Origin of the sequence: Pseudomonas sp. 13159349 (assembly GCF_013305685.1) — a bacterium.
Lineage (GTDB): Bacteria > Pseudomonadota > Gammaproteobacteria > Pseudomonadales > Pseudomonadaceae > Aquipseudomonas > Aquipseudomonas asiatica.
Map to the genome: position 1 here is coordinate 4,742,754 of NZ_CP045553.1, position 21,656 is coordinate 4,764,409.

Annotated in this window: 22 protein-coding genes; 12 read left to right on the plus strand and 10 right to left on the minus strand. The window is 63.9% G+C overall.

Features of this window, described 5'->3' with window-relative positions:
- The first annotated feature begins 21 nt into the window (after positions 1–21).
- Complete coding sequence (locus GEV38_RS21865) at positions 22–1,215, plus strand: hypothetical protein (protein WP_137109105.1); 1,194 nt, start codon at positions 22–24, stop codon at positions 1,213–1,215.
- A gap of 80 nt (positions 1,216–1,295) precedes the next feature.
- Here the strand turns inward: GEV38_RS21865 and GEV38_RS21870 are convergent, their stop codons facing one another.
- The 4 genes from GEV38_RS21870 to rpoE form a co-directional block, all read right to left on the minus strand.
- The gene (locus GEV38_RS21870) at positions 1,296–2,696 is read right to left on the minus strand and encodes a DegQ family serine endoprotease (RefSeq protein ID WP_370290353.1); all 1,401 of its coding nucleotides are present in this window, start codon (positions 2,694–2,696) and stop codon (positions 1,296–1,298) included.
- 222 nt (positions 2,697–2,918) lie between these two features.
- Positions 2,919–3,881 carry a MucB/RseB C-terminal domain-containing protein gene (locus GEV38_RS21875; protein ID WP_015271599.1) on the minus strand — a complete coding sequence of 321 codons (963 nt, stop codon included), beginning with the start codon at positions 3,879–3,881 and terminating at the stop codon, positions 2,919–2,921.
- A gap of 12 nt (positions 3,882–3,893) precedes the next feature.
- Entirely contained in the window at positions 3,894–4,484 is a 591-nt protein-coding gene (locus GEV38_RS21880) for a sigma-E factor negative regulatory protein (protein ID WP_015271600.1), read from the minus strand.
- 31 nt (positions 4,485–4,515) lie between these two features.
- A complete protein-coding gene (gene rpoE / locus GEV38_RS21885; RefSeq protein WP_003252049.1) occupies positions 4,516–5,097 on the minus strand; it encodes an RNA polymerase sigma factor RpoE in 582 nt (193 codons plus the stop codon).
- A gap of 434 nt (positions 5,098–5,531) precedes the next feature.
- On the opposite strand from rpoE, the gene nadB reads away from it, so the two are divergent.
- Entirely contained in the window at positions 5,532–7,136 is a 1,605-nt protein-coding gene (nadB, locus tag GEV38_RS21890; RefSeq protein ID WP_013974000.1) for an L-aspartate oxidase, read from the plus strand.
- 258 nt (positions 7,137–7,394) lie between these two features.
- Here the strand turns inward: nadB and GEV38_RS21895 are convergent, their stop codons facing one another.
- Positions 7,395–7,859: a protein YgfX gene (locus GEV38_RS21895; RefSeq protein WP_015271601.1), complete on the minus strand. Its 465-nt coding sequence runs from the start codon at positions 7,857–7,859 to the stop codon at positions 7,395–7,397.
- Entirely contained in the window at positions 7,843–8,097 is a 255-nt protein-coding gene (locus tag GEV38_RS21900) for a succinate dehydrogenase assembly factor 2 (RefSeq protein ID WP_003252043.1), read from the minus strand. The genes GEV38_RS21895 and GEV38_RS21900 overlap by 17 nt, the downstream gene beginning before the upstream one ends.
- A 133-nt stretch (positions 8,098–8,230) precedes the next feature.
- On the opposite strand from GEV38_RS21900, the gene GEV38_RS21905 reads away from it, so the two are divergent.
- Positions 8,231–9,172, plus strand: a complete 942-nt coding sequence (locus GEV38_RS21905) for a folate-binding protein YgfZ (RefSeq protein ID WP_054573505.1) — start codon at positions 8,231–8,233, stop codon at positions 9,170–9,172.
- Positions 9,173–9,227: 55 nt separating this feature from the next.
- Entirely contained in the window at positions 9,228–10,034 is an 807-nt protein-coding gene (locus GEV38_RS21910) for an HDOD domain-containing protein (protein ID WP_015271603.1), read from the plus strand.
- A gap of 126 nt (positions 10,035–10,160) precedes the next feature.
- Here GEV38_RS21910 and GEV38_RS21915 read toward each other — a convergent pair whose 3' ends face one another.
- Together GEV38_RS21915 and GEV38_RS21920 are read right to left on the minus strand one after the other, a co-directional pair.
- On the minus strand, positions 10,161–11,540 hold the full coding sequence (locus tag GEV38_RS21915; protein ID WP_015271604.1) for a sensor histidine kinase: 1,380 nt from the start codon (positions 11,538–11,540) through the stop codon (positions 10,161–10,163).
- Positions 11,533–12,204 carry a response regulator gene (locus GEV38_RS21920; protein ID WP_013974005.1) on the minus strand — a complete coding sequence of 224 codons (672 nt, stop codon included), beginning with the start codon at positions 12,202–12,204 and terminating at the stop codon, positions 11,533–11,535. Before GEV38_RS21920 ends, GEV38_RS21915 begins: the two co-directional genes overlap by 8 nt.
- Before the next feature lie 200 nt (positions 12,205–12,404).
- On the opposite strand from GEV38_RS21920, the gene GEV38_RS21925 reads away from it, so the two are divergent.
- The 5 genes from GEV38_RS21925 to GEV38_RS21945 all read left to right on the plus strand — a co-directional run bounded on the left by GEV38_RS21925 (position 12,405) and on the right by GEV38_RS21945 (position 17,900).
- Positions 12,405–13,694, plus strand: a complete 1,290-nt coding sequence (locus tag GEV38_RS21925; protein WP_015271605.1) for an OprD family porin — start codon at positions 12,405–12,407, stop codon at positions 13,692–13,694.
- Between the two features lie 46 nt (positions 13,695–13,740).
- Positions 13,741–14,721 carry a tripartite tricarboxylate transporter substrate binding protein gene (locus GEV38_RS21930; protein ID WP_013974007.1) on the plus strand — a complete coding sequence of 327 codons (981 nt, stop codon included), beginning with the start codon at positions 13,741–13,743 and terminating at the stop codon, positions 14,719–14,721.
- Positions 14,722–14,899: 178 nt separating this feature from the next.
- Positions 14,900–15,358 (plus strand): tripartite tricarboxylate transporter TctB family protein, encoded by a 459-nt coding sequence (locus tag GEV38_RS21935; protein ID WP_015271606.1) that lies wholly within the window; start codon positions 14,900–14,902, stop codon positions 15,356–15,358.
- Between the two features lie 3 nt (positions 15,359–15,361).
- Complete coding sequence (locus GEV38_RS21940) at positions 15,362–16,876, plus strand: tripartite tricarboxylate transporter permease (protein WP_013974009.1); 1,515 nt, start codon at positions 15,362–15,364, stop codon at positions 16,874–16,876.
- Positions 16,869–17,900, plus strand: coding sequence for an AbrB family transcriptional regulator (locus tag GEV38_RS21945; RefSeq protein WP_015271607.1), 1,032 nt, complete (start codon positions 16,869–16,871; stop codon positions 17,898–17,900). Before GEV38_RS21940 ends, GEV38_RS21945 begins: the two co-directional genes overlap by 8 nt.
- A 120-nt stretch (positions 17,901–18,020) precedes the next feature.
- Here the strand turns inward: GEV38_RS21945 and ung are convergent, their stop codons facing one another.
- Entirely contained in the window at positions 18,021–18,713 is a 693-nt protein-coding gene (gene ung, locus GEV38_RS21950) for a uracil-DNA glycosylase (protein ID WP_015271608.1), read from the minus strand.
- 126 nt (positions 18,714–18,839) lie between these two features.
- Here ung and GEV38_RS21955 point away from each other — a divergent pair, with 126 nt between their 5' ends.
- The gene (locus GEV38_RS21955) at positions 18,840–19,946 is read left to right on the plus strand and encodes an enoyl-CoA hydratase/isomerase family protein (protein ID WP_015271609.1); all 1,107 of its coding nucleotides are present in this window, start codon (positions 18,840–18,842) and stop codon (positions 19,944–19,946) included.
- Between the two features lie 66 nt (positions 19,947–20,012).
- Here the strand turns inward: GEV38_RS21955 and GEV38_RS21960 are convergent, their stop codons facing one another.
- Positions 20,013–20,465, minus strand: coding sequence for a lipoprotein (locus GEV38_RS21960; protein WP_015271610.1), 453 nt, complete (start codon positions 20,463–20,465; stop codon positions 20,013–20,015).
- Between the two features lie 143 nt (positions 20,466–20,608).
- Here GEV38_RS21960 and GEV38_RS21965 point away from each other — a divergent pair, with 143 nt between their 5' ends.
- Together GEV38_RS21965 and GEV38_RS21970 are read left to right on the plus strand one after the other, a co-directional pair.
- Positions 20,609–20,821 carry a cysteine-rich CWC family protein gene (locus GEV38_RS21965; protein WP_039613741.1) on the plus strand — a complete coding sequence of 71 codons (213 nt, stop codon included), beginning with the start codon at positions 20,609–20,611 and terminating at the stop codon, positions 20,819–20,821.
- Between the two features lie 9 nt (positions 20,822–20,830).
- On the plus strand, positions 20,831–21,523 hold the full coding sequence (locus GEV38_RS21970) for a pseudouridine synthase (RefSeq protein ID WP_015271612.1): 693 nt from the start codon (positions 20,831–20,833) through the stop codon (positions 21,521–21,523).
- Positions 21,524–21,656 lie beyond the last annotated feature (133 nt).

Genomic DNA, 21,656 nt, shown 5'->3' on the forward strand with positions numbered 1-21,656 from the left:
CTCTCGACCAAGGTGACCAGCATGCCCGAACAACACATGACACCGGGGGATTACGACCCTGCATTTGGAATGAATGGCAGGGCCGAGCTCCCTTCGTTCCATGGCGCTTCAATAGGCCGAAACCTGACTGGCATGGCGCTACAAGGGAGCAGCCTGCTTGTCAGCGCGCTTGCCTTTGACTCCTCCGGGGGGCGTCATTTTGCCCTGACCCGCTTTACCGCAAACGGTTCAGTTGACAACGACTTTGCACAGGGCGGCGTAATAGTTGGCCGTTACGTGCTTGACGAGCATGCATCGACTGAAGCGCTAACGGTACTGGCTGACCAACGCTTCACAGTGCTGGGATGGAGTGCCCCTACCTCGAACCTGCTGGCAAAGCCCAGGCTCACCTGTTACGACCGCGATGGCCGAGGAGGTGAACACCAGCTCCTGAGCGTGCCGCCGGATATGGGCATGGTGATTGGTAGCGGTCGCCTTACAAGCGATGGGCCATACCTCATGGTTTCCCTGAACCTCCAAAAGGCTCAAGGCGCGCGTTCCACGATGGCCAGGGTGTACCTGCGGGAACACTCCGGCCAGCCAGCAGCAGGGCTTCAGGAATTCATCGATATTTTACCGGACGCAGGCCAAATTGCTGTCGCCGGAATCGTTCAGTTGCCTGACGGGTTCGTGGTCAGCGGAACCCGCTCGCAGCAGGGGCAGCCCGCAGAAAGCTTTCTCGCTCGCTACCGCCACGACGGCGAACTGGATTCAGCCTTCGGTGAAGGCGGCACAGTGTATTTCCGGGCTGCGGGTTTCACTACCGAACTCAACGCGCTGCTAGCCAGGCCGGAAGGACAGCTGCTGGTCGCCGGTAAAGCGACAACCGGAGACAATTCATCACAAGCATTGCTCTGGCAGTTCGATGCCAGTGGCGCGAAGGACCCGACATTTAACGGCGGTGCACCGATACTGGACGACTCAGGTCTGACAGATTGGTGTGCAGTGGCCATCGATGAGCAACATCGGCTGTTTGCGTTCGGCCTGGGCAGGAGCCTGGAAAACCGTCGCTTTCTTGCGGATGGCTCCATTGATACATCCTTCCGACCGATCAATGATCTCGTCGGCATACCCGATGCCATGACTTGCCTGGATAACGGGCAGCGCACTGTGATCGGTTTCAACTCAACCGCAGTTGCTGGATACCTCGGCACGTTGATGTCCATTTTCAACTGAGCCCCCCCCTGAATGACAAAGCCCGGCGCTCACGCACCGGGCTTGTCAAGCCGGACAATGCCTGCGAAGGCAACTACACCTTATTCAGCCAGCTTGAAAGTAATGAAGCTTGCACGGCCCTGACGCAGTACGCGCATCGACACCGAACGGTTCTTCGGCAGTTCCTTGGCGATTTCGGTGAATTCCTTGGCCGAACCGATAGCCTGGTTGTTCAGGTGACTGATCACATCACCCGGACGCAGGCCGATCATCGCGGCCGGGCCATCCTGAACTTCCTTGATGACCACACCACCCTTGAGTTCGAGGGCTTTCTTCTGTTCGGCGGTCAGGTCGGCAACCGAGACGCCCAGGCGGTTGCTGCTACGCTCGGCGCTGCCTTCGGCGCCGGTACCGATGTCGGCATCTTCGTCGGGCAGTGCGCCAACGCTGATGTCGAGGTTCTGGCGCTTGCCGTTGCGGATGATCTCCAGTTTGGCCTTTTCGCCATCCTTGAGGCTGCCGACCAGATGCGGCAGGTCGGCCGACATGATGATCGGCTGGCCGTTCATGCTCAGGATCACGTCACCCACCTGCAGGCCGCCCTTGGCTGCAGGGCCGTTTTCCAGCACCTGTGCCACCAGGGCACCGGCCGGCTTGTCCAGGCCGAACGATTCAGCCAGGTCCTTGTTGACCTCCTGGATCACCACGCCCAGCCAGCCGCGGCTGACCTTGCCGTCTTTCTTCAGCTGGTTGGAGACATCGATCGCCACATCGATCGGGATGGCGAACGACAGGCCCATGAAACCGCCGGAACGGGTGAAGATCTGCGAGTTGATACCCACCACTTCGCCATTCATGTTGAACAGCGGGCCGCCGGAGTTGCCCGGATTGATGGCAACGTCCGTCTGGATGAACGGTACGTAGGTGTCGTTGGGCAGGGTGCGACCCTTGGCGCTGACGATACCTTTGGTCACCGAATGGTCGAAGCCGAACGGCGAACCGATGGCCAGTACCCACTCGCCCACCTTGAGCTTCTCGGAATCACCCAGTTTGACGGTCGGCAGGTTCTTGCCCTCGACCTTGAGCAGGGCCACGTCGGTGCGCGGGTCGGTGCCGACCAGTTTGGCCTGCAGCTCGCTGCGGTCCGACAGGCGGACGATGATCTCGTCGGCATCGGCTACCACGTGGTTGTTGGTCAGTACATAGCCATCACTGGAAATGATGAAGCCCGAACCCAGCGACTGGGCCTCGCGCTGGCGGTCGCCACGCGGTGAGCGCGGTTGCTGCGGCATGTTGCGCTCGAAGAACTCGCGGAACATCGGCGGCAGGCCTTCCAGGTCGGGCATCTGCCCGGCGGCCATGCGGCGGTCCGGCAGTTTCTGCTTGGTACTGATGTTGACCACGGCTGGCGAGGCCTGCTCGACCAGGGTAGTGAAGTCCGGCAGGGCTTCCTCGGCCTGGGCGCTGAGCACCTGGCCGAGCATCAGCACGGCGGCGAACATCGATAGGTAGGATTTCAAGCGTGGTATTGACATACGGCTCCCGTCACAACGAGCGGTAGTTTAGAAAGGCCCCTGCACAAAACAGGAAAGGCCAGACTCCTAGAAGCCTGACCTATAGAAAATTTGCCGATGGATTGCAAATGACAATGCTTTAATTTCATTTCAGCGGCATGTCCGCACGCCTTGGCATGGCCTGCACGCCATGCCCGCAAATGCACGCCATCACTGGCGCGCCTGGCCATCCTGGGGGCGCATCGACAGCGCCACACGCTCTGCGGTACCCAGCGGAATCTCGCCGACCACAGTGACCATGACCTTGCCTTTGGGCGTGTTCAGCCGACGCGAGACCGCCGAGGTCGGGCCAAGCTGGGTGCGCATGTCGGTCCCGCCCTCATCCTTTACCGGCTCGAGGAACACCGAGAAGCGCGCCAGGCCATCGTCATACATCAGGCTGCTGACCGTGCTGTCATTCTTGGGGTCGCGGCGTACCGAGCTGTTGACCAGCTCGAAGCCGGGCGGCAGCCAGTCCGAACGCCAGCCGGCGACCGTGTCATTGGCGGCAGCAGCCACATGCTGCACCGGCTTGCATGCAGCACTGGCGCGCAGGTCATCATCGCTGGGTGCGTCAGTATCGAGACGGGTCATCTGGAAGCGCTCCAGCAACTGCCCCTTGTCGTTGATCATCAACGAGCGCAGCGGCAGGCCAGTAGTGCGGTCCAGGTGCAATTCGAAGGCATAGCGGTGCTGGTCGCGCGGGGTGAGCGTCACGATCACGGCATCGCGTCCGGCGACCCGCGACCTGCCCGCCACGCTCAAGTCATACCAGCCCATCAGTTTCAGCGGATCAAGTACACGCTGCGTAGTGTTCGGGGGCGTCGTCACTCCACTGACCAAGGCCCCGCTGACGCACTCCACCTTGCCATCCACGCGCACGATCTCCTGAGCGGCACCATCGAGCTGCAACAGCCGCTCGCTGACCTTGCCGTCGTCGACCCTGTGCCAGATCTCGTGGGAAGAGAAACTGCCGTTCCGTTCGTAGACAAAAGAGCCTTGGTAGCTCTGCTTTTGCTCGGCCTGTGCCAGCTTGCTCAGCCACTCGCTCGCCTCGGGCGAAGAATTGGCCGCCAATGCTGGCACCGTCACGCAGCTGCCAATCAGCAGCGACAGGAGAGGTAGCGCGCGCATGATCCTCCTTACTTAACGGTTTTCCAGGCTGGCGGCGCGGGCATACGGCAATGCGGTTTCAGTGCCCTTGAGCGCAGATTCCTGGGCATGCTGGCGCAGGTAGCCTGGCAGACGCTGATCCCAGCCGGCCTGGTTCTGCAGCACGCCGTTGGCCATCGGCCCGGTCGGTTGCTCACTGCTCTCACTATAGCCTGCCAAAACGGCAGGGCCTTGTGCTTGTGGCACACTCAGGCCTTGCTGGGCAGGTTGCTGGGCAGCAAGCTCGGCGCCAGTGATCTCGTCCTGGTTGTACATGCGCACACCGGCCAGCACCGCTACGGTGACCGAAGCAGCTACCGCCAGGCGGCCAATGCTGCGCCATGGCCCTTTCTTGACCTTGGCCGGCACGGCTTCGTCAGCCAGCGCTGCAGACACCGCCGAGGCGATATCCAGGTTAGGCAGCAGCAGCTCCTTGTGCATGGCTGCGCGGGCTACCTGGTAACGCGACCAGGTGGCACGGGTTTCAGCATCGTCTACGGCGTTCAACACACGACGCAGTTCAAGCTCGTCCGCTTCGTTATCCATCACCGCGGACAGCGATTCCTGCAAAGCTTCACGACTCATGGCGGTTCCTCTCTTGGCTGTCGCCGCTGTCTCAGGTTTCCTGCAGCAAAGGTTGCAGGGCTTTGTCTATTGCCTCCCGAGCGCGGAAGATTCGAGAGCGCACGGTACCCACCGGACATTGCATGACACTGGCAATGTCTTCGTAACTCAGCCCATCGAACTCGCGCAGGGTCAGCGCCGTGCGCAGGTCTTCAGGCAGTTGCTGGATGGTGCGATGGACAGTGCCTTCGATTTCATCCCGCAACAACGAGCGCTCTGGGGACTCGAGATCCTTGAGACCATGATCGCCGTCGTAAAACTCCGCATCCTCGGAGCTCACATCACTGTCTGGCGGCCGTCTTCCACGGGACACCAGGTAGTTCTTCGCCGTGTTGATGGCGATGCGGTACAGCCACGTATAGAACGCACTGTCTCCGCGGAAGTTGCCAAGCGCACGGTAGGCCTTGATGAAGGCTTCCTGTGCTACATCCTGGGCCTCGTGGGTGTCGTGAACGAACCGCACGATCAACCCGAGAATCTTGTGCTGATACTTCAGCACCAACAGATCGAACGCTCGCCTGTCACCACGCTGAACGCGCTCGACAAGCTGCTGATCCTCTTCCTGGGTTAGCATGAACACTCCTCAGTGAACTCGAAGGAGCGTTGCATCAGCCATCGTTCAGGCTTGCAACCATAGACTCGGGCTTTGCGCAAAAGTTCTCCCCTCCAAGCAAGTTTCCTGCAGCCCTTGGTCGGCTTGCACGAAAGACGCGGCACGGTCACGGCCGGCTACGTCGATAATCAGGTTTCGAGTACGCAGGGACAGCCCGGACAGGCCTGCCGCCCTGCGTCGCCGCGGCAAGTTGTGGCGCGTGGGCAGCCTTCATAGGATTTCCGGCCATGTCGGAAAGTTCCCACAAAGGTTGTCGCGACCAGGCAAGTGGCATGGAAATTGGCCACCCGGGGCTGCTATAAAGGCAACCCGGCCAGCTTTTACGATAGTTTCACAATGCCATCGGCGCGTGACTATTGTGCCGCGCCCCTTCCAAAGAATACTAGTGTCCCGACATGAGCCAACAATTCCAACATGATGTCCTGGTGATCGGCAGCGGTGCCGCCGGTCTCAGCCTGGCACTGAACCTCCCCAGCCACCTTCGAGTCGCCGTACTCAGCAAGGGCGACCTGGCCAACGGCTCGACCTTCTGGGCCCAGGGCGGTGTCGCGGCGGTGCTGGACAATACCGATACCGTGCAGTCGCATGTCGAGGACACCCTCAATGCCGGCGGCGGCCTTTGCCATGAAGACGCCGTGCGCTTTACCGTCGAGCACAGCCGCGAGGCCATCGAGTGGCTGATCGAGCAAGGCGTGCCCTTTACCCGCGACGAGCACTACAGCGTCGACGACGGCGGCTTCGAGTTCCACCTGACCCGCGAAGGCGGCCATAGCCACCGGCGCATCATCCACGCCGCCGACGCCACCGGCGCAGCCATCTTCACCACGCTGCTGGAGCAGGCCCGCAAACGCCCGAATATCCAGTTGCTGGAGCAGCGCGTGGCGGTCGACCTGATCACCGAACGCCGCCTCGGCCTGCCCGGCGAGCGCTGCCTGGGAGCCTACGTGCTCGACCGCAACACCGGCGAGGTGGACACCTTCGGTGCGCGCTTCACCGTGCTGGCCACTGGCGGTGCGGCCAAGGTGTACCTGTATACCAGCAATCCCGACGGTGCCTGCGGCGACGGCATCGCCATGGCTTGGCGGGCTGGCTGCCGGGTGGCGAACCTGGAGTTCAACCAGTTTCACCCGACTTGCCTGTACCACCCACAGGCCAAGAGCTTCCTGATCACCGAAGCCCTGCGTGGCGAAGGTGCCCTGCTGCGCCTGCCCAATGGCGAACGCTTCATGCCACGCTTCGACCCGCGCGAAGAACTGGCGCCGCGCGACATCGTGGCCCGCGCCATCGACCACGAGATGAAGCGCCTGGGCGTGGACTGCGTATACCTGGATATCACCCACAAGCCGGTCGACTTCATCAAGAGCCACTTTCCCACCGTGTATGAGCGCTGCCTGGCCTTCGGCATCGACATCACCCGTCAGCCGATCCCGGTGGTGCCAGCGGCGCACTACACCTGCGGAGGGGTGATGGTCGACGACCGCGGCCACACCGACGTGCCGGGCCTGTATGCCATTGGCGAAACCAGCTTCACCGGCCTGCACGGCGCCAACCGCATGGCCAGCAACTCGCTGCTGGAATGCTTCGTCTATGGCCGTGCCGCCGCCGCCGACATCCAGGCGCACCTGGATGAGGTGACCATGCCCAAGGCCTTGCCCGGCTGGGACGCCAGCCAGGTCACCGACTCGGACGAGGACGTGATCATTGCGCACAACTGGGACGAACTGCGGCGCTTCATGTGGGACTACGTAGGCATCGTGCGAACCAGCAAGCGCCTGCAGCGAGCGCAGCACCGCATTCGCCTGCTGCTGGACGAAATCGACGAGTTCTACAGCAACTACAAGGTCAGCCGCGACCTGATCGAATTGCGCAACCTGGCGCAGGTGGCCGAGTTGATGATCCTGTCGGCCATGCAGCGCAAGGAAAGCCGCGGACTGCATTACACACTGGATTACCCGGGGATGCTGGACGAGGCCAAGGACACCATCCTTAGTCCGATCTAAGTCCGGCCCCTGGCGCGGCAATTTCAGCGCCTGCGAGATCGAGCGCCGCCCGCGCGGCGCTTCGCAGCACAAGGCTGCTCCTACATCTGTTTCGGGCCAGTAACGCCTGTGCCTGCGCACGCGACCGCCAGGGGCCGCGTGCCGCGCTCACAGGAATAACTGGCCCGAAACAAACGGTAGGAGCAGCCTTGTGCTGCGAAGCGCCGCGCGGGCGGCGCTCGATCTTGCAGGCGCTGAAGTTGCCACGACGAACACCTGTCAGCCCTGACTCGCCCCCACCCCTGCCCACCTGCGCCGGCTGAACTTCAACCGCACCCGCAAACGCCGGTGCTCATCAGCCCCCAGCGCATCACGCGGCACACATTGGCTCTCCCCCAACCAGCGCCCCGCCCGCACAAAGCGCAACACCACCAGCGCCGGCAACGCCACGCTGTCCCGGCACAAGCGCACCGGCTGCCAGCCACGGGCACGGCTGAACACCTGCCAGCCGCGCACATCACGGCGCAGGCCGACAACGGCATGCTCATGCGTCAGCAGAATACGTCGGGGAATGGCCCAGCCAGCGTGGGCAATACAGGCGGCGACAACTGCAAGGGCCGACCACCCGGGCAGCGGGCTCGCCCATACGGCGAACCACGCCAGTACCTGGCAACCCAGGTAGACCGCCAGCAGCAGGCGCGAGCCTTGCCAGCGGCACTCGAAGCACTCACTTGGGCTGGACACGATCCAGGATGATGCGGACCATGCGCTGCAGCTCCGGGTCTTCGGACTCGGTGCGCTCCATGAACCAGCCGAACATGTCCTGATCCTCGCAGCTCAACAGACGCACGTAGAGTTCGCGGTCGGTTTCGTTGAGCGTGGGGTAGACTTCCTGGGTGAAAGGCACCAGCAGTACGTCCAGTTCCAGCATGCCGCGGCGGCTGTGCCAGAAAAGCCGGTTGAGTTCAGTTTGTTCGACCATGGGGCCCTCCTCGAATGGCCCGCCAGTATACAGCCAGGCGAGCGAAGCGACACCGGGCGTTGGTCTAGTCAACTACCTATTTTGTTACCGGCGTTCTATGATGGCCGCCAGTCTTTAGCCACCGCGATGACCCATGGCCGATTCCGCTTTCTTCTGCCCCCTGTCCCACGAGGGCATCCTCGCCGTCCGCGGCTCCGATGCAGGCAAGTTCCTGCAAGGCCAGCTGACCTGCAACATCAACTACCTCAGCCCGGAACACGCCAGCCTCGGCGCCCGCTGCATGGTCAAGGGGCGCATGCAGTCGAGTTTCCGCATCCTGCCCGAAGGCAACGGCTACCTGCTGGCCATGGCCAGCGAGCTGCTCGACGCCCAGCTGGTCGACCTCAAGAAGTACGCCGTGTTCTCCAAGGCCACGCTGACCGATGAAAGCGCTGCCTGGGCACGCTTCGGCCTGCAAGGCGGCGATGCGGCGCTGCAGGCCCTGGGGCTCGATGTGCCTGCGGCAGCCGGTAGCACCGTGCGCCACGACGGGTTGATCGCCATCGCCGTGTCCGCCGACCGCGTGGAACTGTGGGTACCGGCAGACAACGCCGACCGCGTTCGCCAGGCGCTGGCCACCGCGCTGCCCGAAGGCAGCCTGGACGACTGGCTGCTGGGTCAGATTCGCGCCGGTATAGGCCAGGTCATGGGGCCGACCCGCGAGCTGTTCATCCCGCAGATGATCAACCTGCAGGCCGTCGACGGCGTCAGCTTCAAGAAAGGCTGCTACACCGGTCAGGAAATCGTTGCCCGCATGCAGTACCTGGGCAAGCTCAAGCGCCGCCAGTACCGCCTGGCACTGGACCAGCAGGCCATTCCGGCCCCGGGCGTCGAGATTTTCTCGCCCACCCATGGTTCGTCGGTCGGTGAAGTGGTCATTGCTGCCAGCAACGGCACAGGCTGCGAACTGCTCGCGGTGCTCAGCGCCGAAGCGGTGGAAGACGACAACCTGCACCTGGGCAGCCTCGATGGCCCACGCCTGCAGGTGTTGACCCTGCCCTACGAACTGGACCGCGACCGGGAAATCCAGCGCTGACCAGCCTGCCCCGCCTACATGGCGGGGCCGCACCACCACTGCGGTAGACACGCCCATGAACAAGCTGGCCGAGATGGTTCAAGCACAGTTGCTCGATGCCATCGAAAAGGATGACCTGGTCCTGCCGACCCTGCCGGAGGTTGCCTTGAGCATCCGCGAGGCGGCGGAAGACAGCGAGATCAGCGTAGCGGCCCTGAGCAAGGTGATCGGTCGCGATGCGGCCCTTTCAGCGCGCCTGATCAAAGTCGTCAACAGCCCGCTGCTGCGCGCGGCGGTCGAGGTCACCGACCTGCACACCGCCATCACGCGGCTGGGCATCAACTACAGCTGCAACCTGGCCATTGGCCTGGTGATCGAGCAGATTTTCCACGCACGGGCGCCGGCTGTGGAGCAGAAGTTACGCGATATCTGGGCCAACAGCCTGGATGTGGCGGGCATCAGCTACGAAATCTGCCGACGCTTTACACAACTCAAACCCGACCAGGCCACCCTCGGCGGGCTGGTCAACCAGATTGGCGCGCTGCCGGTACTGATCTACGCCGAAGAGCACAACGAACTGCTGTCGGACCCAGTGTGCCTGCATTATGTGATCGAGCAGATCCAGCCAGTGCTGGGCGACAAGATCCTCAAGGCCTGGGAGTTTCCGGAGCAACTGGTCAACCTGCCGAGCCAGGTGCAGGACCTGGACCGGCAGACTGACAAGATCGACTACATCGACATCGTGCAGATCGCCCGCTGCATCAGCCAGCGAGGCCGCCACCGGCCGCTGGCGGCACTGCCGGCATACCGCCACCTGGGCCTGCCGTACGGCACCGAGCTTGAAGTGGGTGAACTGATCGAGGCGCGGAGCATGTTGCGCTGACCGGTGTCAGCCTGTTCGGCCCTATCGCCGGCAAGCCAGCTCCCACAGGGATAGCACATGACTTGAGGTCAATGCAGTCGAGGTGGGAGCTGGCTTGCCGGCGATAGGGCCGGTACAGGCAACACATCAATCCGCGATAAAACTCACCCGCACCCGCAACCCGCCCTTCGCACCGTCATGCAGGCTCACCTGTGCCAGGTGCGCCCGGCAGATCTCGCCGACAATCGCCAAGCCAAGCCCACTGCCCTGCGCACTGCGCCGGTAGAAGCGCTCGAACACCCGCTCACGCTCGGCCTCGGGAATCCCCGGTCCGTCATCCTCCACCTCCAGTACCGCCGGCGTCAGCACTCGCAAGATCACGTTGCCGCCAGTCGGCGTATGCGCCAAGGCATTGTCCACCAGGTTGCTCAACAGCTCGTTGAGCAGCGTCGGCTCCCCCTTCAGCCACACCGGCGCCTCGGCCTCCAGGGCCAGCGCCACCCCGCGTTTGTGCGCCAGCGGTGCCATGGCCATGCCCAGCTCACGAGCCAACTGACTCAGGTCCAGGCGCTGCGCGCCGCCTTCTGCAATCGCCCGCGCACCGTTCTCGACCCGCGCCAGCGACAGCAGCTGGTTGGCCAGATGGGTCAGCCGGTCGGTGCCCTGGGCCGCGGACTCCAGTGTCTGCCGCCACTCCTGCGGCTCGGCCGAACGCAGGCCCAGCTCGACCCGCGCCTTCAGCGCGGCCAGCGGCGTACGCAACTCGTGGGCGGCGTCGGCGATGAACTGCGCCTGGCGCTCGAACTGGCCGCGCAAACGCTCGGTAAAATGGTTCAAAGCCCGCACCAGCGGGCCCAGCTCACGCTGTACCTGCACCACCGGCAAGGCCCGCAGGTCGTCCGGCTGACGCTCTTCCACCGCCGTGCGCAGGCGCTCCAGCGGCCGCAACGCGGCACTCACGGCAAACCACACCATCACCAGCGCGCCCAGCGCCAGCATCCCCAGGCGCAGCAGGGTATCGGCCATCAGACCACGGGCCATGCGCACCCGCGCTTCCTCGGTCTCGGCCACACGGATTTCCGCCATGCCGTTCATGTTCGGCTCGCTCACCGGCTTCAGCAGGCTGACCACGCGCACGTCCTGGCCCAGGTAGGTGGCGTTGTAGAACCGCGCCAGCGCCGGGTAATCGTCGGTACGCGGCGTGCCCGGCGGCGGCGCTGGCAGGTTCTCGTAGCCGGAAATCAGCCGCTGCTGGATGTCCAGCACCTGGTAGTAGATTCGCCCGGCACTGTCGTAGGCGAAGGTGTCCAGGGCCACGTAGGGCACATCCGCGCTCAGCGAACCGTCACGCTGGGACAGGCCTGCGGCAATGGTCCTTGCCGAGGCCAGCAGGGTCCGATCGTAGGCGGTGTCGGCGGCCTCACGGCCGTTCCAGTAGGCGCTCAGGCCGCTGGCCAGCATCAACACCACCAGCAGCAAGGCCAGGTTGCCGAGCAAGCGCCCACGCAGGCTGCCGTTGTCACGCATCGCGGTGCTCGAGCAGGTAGCCCAGGCCACGGAAGGTGACAATCGCCACCGGGTGGCCGTCGAGCTTCTTGCGCAGGCGGTGGATGTAGATTTCGATGGCATCAGGGCTGGCTTCTTCGTCCAGGCCGAACACCTGGGCGGCCAGTTGCTCCTTGCTCATCACCCGGCCCGGGCGGGCGATCAGCGCTTCCAGTACGCTTTGTTCGCGAGAAGTCAGTGTCAGGTTGTCGCCACCCAAGGTGAAGCGCCGGGTATCCAGATCGTATACCAACGGCCCGCAGCGTTGCTGGCGCTCGCCACCGAGCACGCTGCGCCGCAACAGGGCCTTGACCCGTGCTTCCAGCTCGGTCAGCTCGAACGGCTTGGCCAGGTAGTCGTCGGCGCCCAGGTTCAGCCCATGAACCCGGTCCTTGACGTCGCTGCGCGCGGTCAGCATCAGCACCGGCAGGGTCTTGCCACGGCCGCGCAGACGCGCCAGCACCTCGAAGCCGTCCATGCGCGGCAAGCCGACATCCAGCACGGCCACGGCGTACTCCTCGCTGGCCAGGGCCAGGTCGGCGGCCACGCCGTCATGCAGCACATCCACGGTCAGGCCATGGCTTTTCAAGGCCTGGGCCACGCTTTCAGCCAGTTGCAGGTGGTCTTCGACCAGCAGCACACGCATCGGATTCTCCCTGCTCGGGTGGGACGGTGGCGCGGAGTGTACCGCTGTCGGCAGGCCTGTGAAGCCCTGTCGACAAACCTTTCACGCTGAAAGGTTAGCGAAAGGTTGGTTACCTAGCATCGCACCACGGTCGCCCTACGCGCCGAAAAAAAGCACCAGCAAGGTGCAACGAATAAGAACAATAAACGGAGCCATCAGTGATGCTGTCATCGCAGCCACAGGCGTTCGCGCCTACCCGTTCCTTTGCCGCACGCCCTTCCGCCATCGTCAGTGCCCTTGCGCTTGCCGGTGTCGCGCCGATGAGCCAGGCCGCCTTCTTCGAAGACAGCACGGCCACCTTCGAAACCCGCAACATGTACTTCAACCGCGATTTCCGCGACGGCACCAGTGCACAGCAATCCAAGCGCGACGAGTGGGCCCAGGGCTTCATGCTCAACTTCGAGTCTGGCTACACCGATGGCACCGTAGGCTTCGGCCTGGATGCGCTGGGCATGCTCGGCATCAAGCTCGACTCCAGCCCCGACCGCACCGACACCGGCCTGCTGCCGACGCACGATGACGGCAAGGCCGCCGACGAGTACTCCAAGCTCGGCCTGACCGGCAAGGTGAAGGTGTCGCAGACCGAACTGAAGATCGGCACTCTGATCCCCGAACTGCCGACCCTGCAGCCCAACGATGGGCGCATCCTGCCGCAAACCTTCGAAGGCGGCCTGCTCACCTCGAAGGAGGTCAAGGGCCTGACCTTCACCGGAGGCCGACTGGACAAGGCCAAGGACCGCAACGACACCAACTGGGAAGACCTGGCCCTGAACAACAAGAACGGCCGCTTCGGTGGCTCGTTCAGCGCCGACAACCTGGACCTGGCCGGCCTCGACTACCAGTTCACCGATCGCATCACCGGCAGCTACCACTTTGCCCAGCTCGACGATATCTACCGCCAGCACTTCATCGGCATGGTCGCCACCCAGCCATGGGGCCCCGGCACCTTGGGCGCCGACCTGCGCCTGGCCGTGAGTGACGACGCCGGCGCCGCCAAGGCCGGCAACATCGACAACACCACCTTCAATGGCATGCTCAGCTACGCCCTGGGCGGGCACAAGGTCAGCGCCGCCTGGCAGCAATTGTCAGGCGACAGCGCCTTCCCGTACGTCGATGGTGCCGACCCGTACCTGGTCAACTTCGTCCAGATCAACGACTTCGCAGGCGCCGACGAACGCTCCTGGCAGGCGCGCTACGACTACAACTTCGCCGCGCTCGGCGTGCCCGGCCTGACCTTCATGACCCGCTACATCAGCGGCGACAACGTCAGCCGCGCCGCCGGTGGCGAGGGCAAGGAGTGGGAACGCGATACCGAGATGAAGTACGTGGTACAAAGCGGCCCGTTGAAGAACGTCGCCGTGCGCCTGCGCAACGCCACCTTCCGCTCCAACTTCGCCCGCGACGCGGACGAGGTGCGGCTGCTGGTGAGCTACAGCGTGGCGCTGTGGTAACCCCATAGCGATAACTTGATAACAACAACGCTCACGGAGAAAGACGATGACCTACTCACTGCGCCGCCTCGTCCTCGCTACCGGCTGCCTGCTGTTGGCCGGCAACGCCCTCGCTGCCGAACCGAAACGCCCCGAATGCATTGCTCCCGCCTCGCCCGGCGGCGGCTTCGACCTGACCTGCAAGCTGGTGCAGAGCGCCCTGGTGCAGGAAAAAATCCTCACCAAGCCGATGCGCGTCACCTACATGCCCGGCGGTGTCGGTGCGGTGGCCTACAACGCCGTGGTCGCCCAGCGCCCGGCCGATGCCGGCACCCTGGTGGCCTGGTCCAGCGGTTCGCTGCTGAACCTGGCCCAGGGCAAGTTCGGCCGCTTCGACGAGAACGCGGTGAAATGGCTGGCCGCCGTCGGCACCAGCTATGGCGCCATCGCAGTGAAAAGCGACTCGCCCTACAAGACCCTCGACGACCTGGTCGCAGCGTTGAAGAAAGACCCGAGCAAGGTGGTAATCGGCTCCGGCGGTACCGTCGGCAGCCAGGACTGGATGCAGACCGCCCTGATTGCCAAGGCCGCCGGCATCAACCCGCGTGACCTGCGTTACGTCGCCCTGGAAGGTGGCGGCGAGATCGCCACGGCGTTGCTGGGCGGGCATATCCAGGTAGGCTCGACCGACATCTCCGACTCCATGCCGCACATTCAGAGCGGCAACATGCGCATCCTCGCGGTGTTCTCGGAAAAGCGCCTGGACGAGCCCGAGATGAAAGACATCCCCACCGCCAAGGAACAGGGTTACGACATCGTCTGGCCAGTGGTACGCGGCTTCTACCTGGGGCCAAAGGTGAGCGACGAGGAATACGCCTGGTGGAAGCAGTCATTCGACAAGATGCTGGCTTCGGAAGACTTCGCCAAGTTGCGTGACCAGCGCGAACTGTTCCCGTTCGCCATGACCGGTGCAGAGCTGGACGGCTATGTGAAGAAGCAAGTGGCTGACTACAAGACACTGGCCAGGGAGTTTGGCCTGATCCAGTAACACGCCAACGCCGTTCGCTCCATGTAGGAGCGGCCTTGTGTCGCGAAAGGGCTGCGAAGCAGCCCCAGCGATTTGTGCAGCGATGCTGAAATCCTGGGGCCGCCTTGCGACCCATCGCGACACAAGGCCGCTCCTACAAAGGATCTGCGTCTTGCCGATGAACAACGAGGATTCCTTCATGATCCTGCAACGCATCTTCGCCCTGGCCCTGCTGGCGGTGTGCGCCGCCCTGGCCGTGATGGCCTGGCCTTACCAGGCGGCGTTTTCCTATGAACCGGTGGGCCCGCGCGCCTACCCGCTGTTGACGCTCGGCCTGCTCGGCCTGGGCCTGCTGTACCTGGTGTTCCGTCCCACCCCCATCGTGCGCAAGGACGACGAACCGGAACTGGACCGCGAGACCCTGATCAAGATCGCCGCCTGCGTCGGCCTGCTGATCGTGTTCGCCAGCACCTTCGAAGCCCTGGGCTTCATCCTCAGCGCCATCCTGGTCGGCGTGCCCATGGCCCGCCTGTACGGCGGCCGCTGGCTGCACAGCGCCATCGTGGTGGCGGGCATGAGCCTGTTTCTCTACTGGCTGTTCGACCGCGTGATGGACGTGCCCCTGCCCCTTGGCCTGCTGAGCGTACTGGAGAACTGACACATGGATACCTTGAGCTACCTGGGCCAGGGCTTCGGCGTCGCCCTGTCCCCTTACAACCTGGTCACCGCCCTCACCGGCACGCTGATCGGTACCGTGGTCGGCCTGCTGCCGGGCCTGGGCCCGATCAACGGCGTGGCCTTGCTGATCCCCATCGCCTTCGCCCTCGGCCTGCCGCCGGAATCGGCGCTGATCCTGCTGGCAGCGGTGTACCTGGGCTGCGAGTACGGCGGACGCATCAGTTCGATCCTGCTGAACATCCCCGGCGAAGCCTCGACCGTGATGACCACTCTCGATGGCTACCCGATGGCCCGCAATGGTCTGGCTGGCGTAGCGCTGTCGCTGTCGGCCTGGAGTTCGTTCATCGGTGCGCTGATCGCCACCTGCGGCATGGTGCTGTTCGCACCGCTGCTGGCGAAATGGGCAATCGCCTTCGGCCCGGCGGAGTACTTCGTGCTGATGGTGTTCGCCATCGTCGCCCTCGGCGGCATGGCCGGCGACAAGCCGCTGAAAACCTTCATTGCCGCTTTGATCGGCCTGTTCCTGTCGGCAGTCGGCATCGATGCCAACAGTGGCGTGTACCGCTTCACCGGCGACAGCGTGCACCTGGCCGACGGCATCCAGTTCGTGGTACTGGTGCTGGGCCTGTTCTCCATCAGCGAAATCCTCCTGCTGCTGGAAAAGACCCACCATGGCCACCAGGCAGTCAAAGCCACCGGCCGCATGCTGTTCAACTTCAAGGAAGCGGCCTCGGTGTTCGTGGTCAATATCCGCTGCGGCTTGCTTGGCTTCATCATGGGTGTGCTGCCTGGTGCCGGTGCAACACTGGCGAGCGCCGTGGCCTACATGACCGAAAAACGCCTGGCGGGCGACAAGGGCAAGTTCGGCAAGGGCGACGCCCGCGGCCTGGCCGCACCGGAAACCGCCATCGGCGCCTCCTGCTGTGGCGCCCTGGTACCGATGCTGACCCTGGGCGTACCTGGCTCGGGCACCACCGCGGTGATGATCGGCGCGCTGACCTTGTACAACATCACCCCAGGCCCGCTGTTGTTCGAACAGCAGCCAGACATCGTCTGGGGCCTGATCGCCTCGCTGTTCGTCGCCAACATCATGCTGGTGATCCTCAACATCCCGATGATCCGCATCTTCACCCGCATCCTCGCCGTGCCAAACTGGGCGCTGGTACCGGTGATCGCCATCATCACCGCGATCGGCGTTTACGCCGTGCATGCCACTACCTTCGACCTGTTCCTGATGGTCGGTATCGGCATCATGGGCTATATCCTGCGCAAGCTGGACTTCCCGCTGTCGCCGATCCTGCTCGGTTTCATCCTCGGTGGGTTGATGGAGCAGAACCTGCGCCGGGCGCTGTCGATCTCCAACGGCGAACTGGGCATCCTCTGGTCGAGCCCGATCAGCATGTCGGTATGGGTACTGACCATTTGCATGCTGACCCTGCCGCTGCTGCGCATCTGGCGCAAACGCAGCCTGCAGCGCCGGGCGATGGCCGATGCCTGATCGCTCGTTGCCGTTGTTTGTCGCGACCGGGCTGGTCGGCCTTGCTGGCGGTTTTGCCGCCAGCAAGGTCGGCTGGCCTTTGCCGTGGATGGTCGGCTCGTTGCTGGCGATCATCCTGGTGCGCTGCCTGACACCCTGGCAGCTGCCGGAAATCCCCAATGGCCGCAAATGCGGGCAATGCATCATCGGTATCGGCATTGGCCTGCACTTCACCCCGGCGGTGATCGAGCAGGTGGCCAGCCATTTCGCACTGATCTTCTTCGGCGCGCTGTTCACCACCTTGTCCAGCGTGATCAGCGTATGGCTGCTGCGGCGCACCGGTGAAGACCGTGCCACGGCGTTCTTCGCCAGCATGCCGGGCGGTTCGGGGGAGATGGTCAACCTTGGCGCCCGCAATGGCGCAGTGCTCAGCCAGGTGGCGGCGGCGCAAAGCCTGCGCGTACTGGCGGTGGTACTGTGCGTGCCGGCGCTGTTCAAGTTCCTGCTGGGTGACGGGGTACCGCTGAATCACACCGGCAGTGTGAGCTGGGGCTGGCTGGCGCTGACTGCACCGCTGGGCGTTGCCGTCGCCCTGCTGTGGCAGCGCTTGCGCCAGCCCAACCCGTGGTTGTTCGGGCCATTGTTGGTCGCAGCCACCGTGAGCCTGGCGGGCGACCTGCAGATAACCCTGCCCAATGGCGCCAGCCAGATCGGCCAGTGGTTGATCGGCAGCGGCCTGGCCTGCCACTTCAACCGCGCGTTCTTCCGCCGCGCACCGTCGTTCCTTTGCCGCACCCTGGTGGCCACGGCGTTGTGCATGGCGATTGCCGGCAGTGCCGCATGGGTGCTGAGCATGATGACCGCGCTGGATCTGCGTTCGCTGACATTGGGGATGATGCCGGGCGGAATTGCCGAGATGAGCCTGACGGCGGAGACCCTGCAGCTGTCGGTACCGCTGGTGACGGCGCTGCAGGTGATGCGCTTGTTGTTTGTGCTGTTTCTGGCAGAGCCGTTGTTCCGGGTGTGGAACGCCAACCCGGAATAATCGCGTCGCCTGCTTCGCGGGCTTGCCCGCTCCCACAGGTACTGCATCGCCCTCAAGGCAGGTGCTATCCCTGTGGGAGCGGGCAAGCCCGCGAAGCAGGCGACGCGTTCTTTCAGGTGATCACAGCGGTGGCAATGCCCAGTTGATCGGCGCCAGCCCGCGCTGCTGGAGGAAACTGTTGGCCCGGCTGAAATGCCCGCACCCCAGGAACCCACGGTAAGCCGACAACGGTGATGGATGCACCGATTTCAGCACCAGGTGCTTGGTCCCGTCGATCAGCTTCTGCTTGCTTTGCGCATGCGAGCCCCACAGCAGGAACACCACGTTCGGGCACTGCTCGCTAACCACCTGGATGATCCGGTCGGTAAAGAACTCCCAGCCCTTCTTGGCATGCGACGCGGCATTGGCACGCTCCACGGTCATGGTCGTGTTGAGCAAAAGCACGCCCTGCTCGGCCCAGCTCTGCAGGTAGCCATGACTGGCAATCGGGATGTTCAGGTCGCGCTGCAGCTCCTTGTAGATGTTGACCAGCGAAGGTGGCGTGGCCACGCCCGGTTGCACCGAGAAGCACAGGCCATGCGCCTGACCCGGCCCGTGGTAAGGGTCCTGGCCAAGGATGACCACCTTCACCTGCTCCAGCGGCGTCGAGTTGAGCGCGTTGAAGATCAACGGCCCTGGCGGGTAGATCTCTTTGCCGGCGGCGTACTCGCTGCGCAGGAACTCGCGCAACTGATGCATGTAGGGCTGGTCGAATTCCGCGCGCAAGGCGGCCTTCCAGCTGGGTTCGAGTTTGATGCGATCGTCGTCAGTCATGGGGCCTTCCATAAACAATGGCGCGACACTAGGTAAGCCCTTCCCGCTTGTCAAACGATCCGACCGACGACCGGCATGTTCGGCCAGGCAAGCCATACTTGGGCGATGACTTGCGCGAGGTAGTCCATGGCCATTCATTGCGAGGTACTCACCGGCGCCGATGGCGCCCGCATCGGCATCGCCACCCTGGATGCGCCCAAGGCGCTCAATGCGCTGAGCCTGCCGATGATCGAGGTATTGGGCGAACAGTTGCACGCCTGGGCTCGCGACCCGGGAATCGTCTGCGTGCTGCTGCGCGGCAACGGTGCCAAGGCCTTCTGTGCCGGCGGTGATGTGCGTGCGCTGGTACAAGCCTGCCGCGACCACCCTGGTAGCGTGCCCCCGCTGGCCGCCACCTTCTTCGCCGCCGAATACCGCCTGGACTTTGCCCTGCACACCTATCCCAAGCCCTTGCTGTGCTGGGGGCACGGGCATGTGCTGGGTGGTGGCATGGGCCTGCTGCAGGGCGCCAATGTGCGTATTGTCACCCCCAGCAGTCGGCTGGCCATGCCGGAAATCAGCATCGGCCTGTACCCGGACGTGGGCGCCAGCTGGTTCCTTGCCCGCCTGCCGGGCAAGCTGGGGTTGTTCCTCGGCCTGACAGGCGCGCCGATCAATGCCCACGACGCCCTGGACCTGGGCCTGGCCGACCGCTTTCTGGGTGAGCACCAGCAAGAGGCGCTGATCGAGGAACTGCTGCAGCTGAACTGGCAGGAACAAACTACCCTGCAACTGAACAGCCTGCTCAAGGCCGAACAGCACCGCGCCTGCGCCGAGTTGCCCCAGGCCCAGTGGCTGCCGCGGCGACAGGTAATCGATCAGTTACTCGACGTGGCCGACGCAGCAGCCGCCTGGCGTGCGCTGGAGGGGCTCAAGCACCACGACGACCCGCTGCTGGCAGATGCCGGCCAACGGTTGCATGAAGGTTGCCCGCTGACCGCACACCTGGTGTGGGAACAGATCCGCCGGGCACGGCAGCTGTCGTTGGCGCAGGTGTTCCAGATGGAATACAGCATGAGCCTGAACTGCTGCCGCCACCCGGAATTCAGCGAAGGCGTGCGTGCGCGCTTGCTGGACAAGGACAACCAGCCGCACTGGCACTGGCCCGATGTGGCGCAAGTGCCGGCGGCGGTGGTGGAGGCGCATTTTGCCAAGGTGTGGGAGGGGCGGCATCCGCTGGCGGATTTAGGGTAGCTTCAAGAAGCCGGGGCCGCCTTGCGTCGCGAAAGGGGCGCAACGCGCCCCCGGTTTTCAATTCACCTACCGCTGCCAGTTCCCCCCTTGCCCGTGCCCACGCCGCCCGTCCCCGCGTCGGTCACTATCCCCCCGCCCGCTAGAGTGCCAACGGTCATTCTGCTGGTAGCGCTGGCTGCCACCGCGATAATCATGACGGTCCCGGTCGCGCCCATAGTCATACCGCTGGCGGTTGCCATAGTCGTTTCGTGGGTTGCCATACCATTGCTTCATCCCCGGCTGCGGATGAGACCGGTAGTGAGGCGCGGGCGCCGAGCGGTAGTAGTAGCGTGGCGCAGGCTGATAGTAATAACGGGGCTGCGGCGCTACGTAATAGCGGTCATAGCGGTAATAATCCGGTGACACATAACGGTCGGAGTAGTAGTGGTCCGATCGGTAATAGCCCCCGCTCTCGTAGTACGGAACGCAGGCGGAAGTCATCAGCCCCAGCAGGGCGATCAACAGGATTCGATAGGACATGGCGGCCTCCTGGACCGCTGGAGTGCCCGAACAGCGGCGCTGGCGAGCATCGATGCGAAATGCGATCATCGACGTTGAATAAGACAGTGCCGCCAAGGTGCAGTGCCATTTCTGCAACAATTTGATACAGGTGAGCGGCAGCCATGCCCGACAACCAGCACTGCCCCGCTTGTGGCGCCCTCAACCAGTGCAGCTTGGCCGATCCGCGCCGGGCCACCCAGGCCTGCTGGTGTTACAGCGTGACCATCGACCCTGCCGTGCTCAAGGCCCTGCCCGCCGAGCTGCGCGACAAAGCCTGCCTGTGCCCGCGCTGCGCCGCCGTCGAAGAACAACTTCGCTCCCCCGCTTCCGACTGACCGTTTGCCATGCGCCTCGACCGTTTCCTCGCCAACCTGCCCAGCCACAACCGCCAGCAAGTCCGTCTGATGCTGGCGCAACGCCGCGTGCGGGTGGATGGCCAAGTGGTCAGCGACCCACTGGCCGAAGTGCGCGAATTCAGCCGCGTGGAGCTGGACGACCAACTGCTGCAGGCTGGCCGCCCGGCACGCTACCTGATGTTGCACAAGCCCGCAGGCTGCGTCAGCGCCACCCAGGACCCGCAACACCGCACCGTGCTCGACTTGCTGCCAGCCGGTTTGCGTGAGGACCTGCATATTGCCGGGCGCCTGGACTTCAACACCACGGGCTTGATGATCCTGACCAACGATGGCCAATGGTCACGCCGGCTTACCCAGCCCGCGACCAAGCTGCCCAAGCACTACCTGGTGCAAACCGAGGACGAGATTGGCGAGCACTATGTGGCCAAGTTCCTCGAGGGCTTCTACTTCGCTTTCGAAGACCTCACCACCCTGCCCGCCCAGCTGGACATCCTCGGGCCGCGCCAGGCACGGCTGTCGATCGTCGAAGGGCGCTATCACCAGGTGAAGCGCATGTTCGGCCATTTCGACAACAAGGTGGTGGGGTTGCATCGGGAGAGCATGGGGGCGATCCGGCTGGACCCGGGGTTGGCGCCAGGGGCGTTTCGTGAGCTGACGGCGGATGAAATAGCGACGGTCTAGGTTGGCTGTTCCGGCCTCTTCGCGGGCTCGCCCGCTCCCACAGGGGCCGCGTAGCACGCAAAGCCTGACTCGAAACGTGGAAAGGGCCGGACCAGACAGATCAGGGTCGTCATACGACCGCTCAGCGACAAAA